This window comes from Henriciella sp. (genome assembly GCF_049649345.1).
Classification (GTDB): Bacteria; Pseudomonadota; Alphaproteobacteria; order Caulobacterales; family Hyphomonadaceae; genus Henriciella.
Map to the genome: position 1 here is coordinate 1 of NZ_JBARZC010000573.1, position 1,573 is coordinate 1,573.

A 1,573-nucleotide genomic window follows, 5' to 3' on the forward strand; every position below is an offset into this window, starting at 1 on the left:
AGCAGAACGTGGCCGTCCTGGTTTTCGACAATCGCGCGCACGCCGAGTGTCATCGGCCGGCTGAACCGGAACCAGGACTGGAAGATACGCGTACGGATATTAGCCATAACTGGTTTCCGGTGAAAACTGGCCTCGCCAAACTGCGAAACACAGTCTATCAAGCCCCGCAATAGCGGGAACCAGAGGACATCTCATGTTTGCACTCATTGCCATTGGCGTCACGGTCGCAGTGTTCGGCCTTCTCAATCTCATCGATTATCGCCGCCTGGACTAGCGAACCTGGTTGAGCATTGCCTGATCTGTCTCTTCTGACAGCCTTAATTGGCGGCCTCGTAATTCTGGCCCTCGCGGGCGACTTTCTCGTCAATGGCGCCATGGATGCAGCCCGGCGGCTCGGCATTTCGCCGCTGATCGCCGGCATCCTGATCGTCGGGTTCGGCACCTCCGCGCCTGAAATGGTCGTCTCCTTTGACGCGGCCAGCAGCGGTCAGCCCGGCCTGGCGCTCGGTAATATCGTCGGCTCCAATATAGCCAATATCTGGCTGGTGCTTGCCGCCCCCGCCCTTCTCCTGCCGCTGGCGGCCAGGCAGTTCGGCCTCAGGCGCTCCTACTGGTTCATGCTGGGCGTGACAGCCGTGTGGATTGCGTGGACCTTCTTTTATCCGGTCACGCCCATCTTCGGCTTCATCCTTCTGGGCTTTCTCGGCCTTTATTCCTTCCTCATGCTGTACTGGACGTCGAGCGCGCTCAGAAAAGGCGTCGATGTCGGCCTTGAAGAAGGCGATGAACTCAAGACGTTCACCATGGTGGCGAGCCTGCTTGTCGGCATTGTCGGCCTGCCAATCGGCGCGCATCTTATCGTCGAAGGCGGCACCGGCATCGCGCGCGCCTATGACGTGCCCGAAGAAATTATCGGCCTGTCGCTGCTGGCCATCGGCACATCGCTGCCAGAACTTGGCGCCGGCCTCGCAGCCGCTTTCCGCAAGCGCGGGGACGTGATTATCGGCAATGTGATCGGCTCGAACATCTTCAATATCCTTGGCGCAGGCGCCATCATCTCCCTGTTCGGCCCGACCAATCTCGCCCCGACCTTCAGCCAGTACGATCACTGGGCGATGGGGGCCGCGGCGGTCATGCTCGGCCTGTTCATCCTGCCTCGCACAAAAATCACCCGTCTCGCTGGCCTTGCCATGATCCTCATCTATTGCATCTATCTTTATGGACTTGTGAATGGATGGAATCTGACAGGCGCAGTGGACGGTCTTCTTGGCAGCTAGAACACTTACGGAAAAACGCGCGCTGATAACCGGCGCAGGCAAACGCATCGGGCAGGCCCTCGCCGAAGCGCTGGGCGAAGATGGGTGGGCTGTGGCGGTCCATTACCGCTCCTCGGCCAAGGGCGCCGAAGAGACCGCCAAGGCAATCGAAGAGGCCGGCGGCACCGGCGTGATTGTCCAGGGTGACCTCACTGAGGAGAAGGACATCCGCCAGCTGGTGCCGACGGCAGCAGAAAAGCTGGGCGGGCCGCTGACCCTGCTGGTCAATTCGGCCTCGACCTTCGAGCCCGATACAG

2 protein-coding genes are annotated in these 1,573 nt (G+C 60.5%); both read left to right on the forward strand.

What is annotated here, in order from left to right; translation table 11 throughout:
• The first annotated feature begins 290 nt into the window (after positions 1–290).
• The gene (locus tag WA989_RS15910) at positions 291–1,277 is read left to right on the forward strand and encodes a calcium/sodium antiporter (RefSeq protein ID WP_424341460.1); all 987 of its coding nucleotides are present in this window, start codon (positions 291–293) and stop codon (positions 1,275–1,277) included.
• Positions 1,267–1,573, forward strand: a 307-nt coding sequence (locus WA989_RS15915; RefSeq protein ID WP_424341461.1) for an SDR family NAD(P)-dependent oxidoreductase, incomplete at its 3' end; no start/stop codon positions are given. The genes WA989_RS15910 and WA989_RS15915, both read left to right, overlap by 11 nt.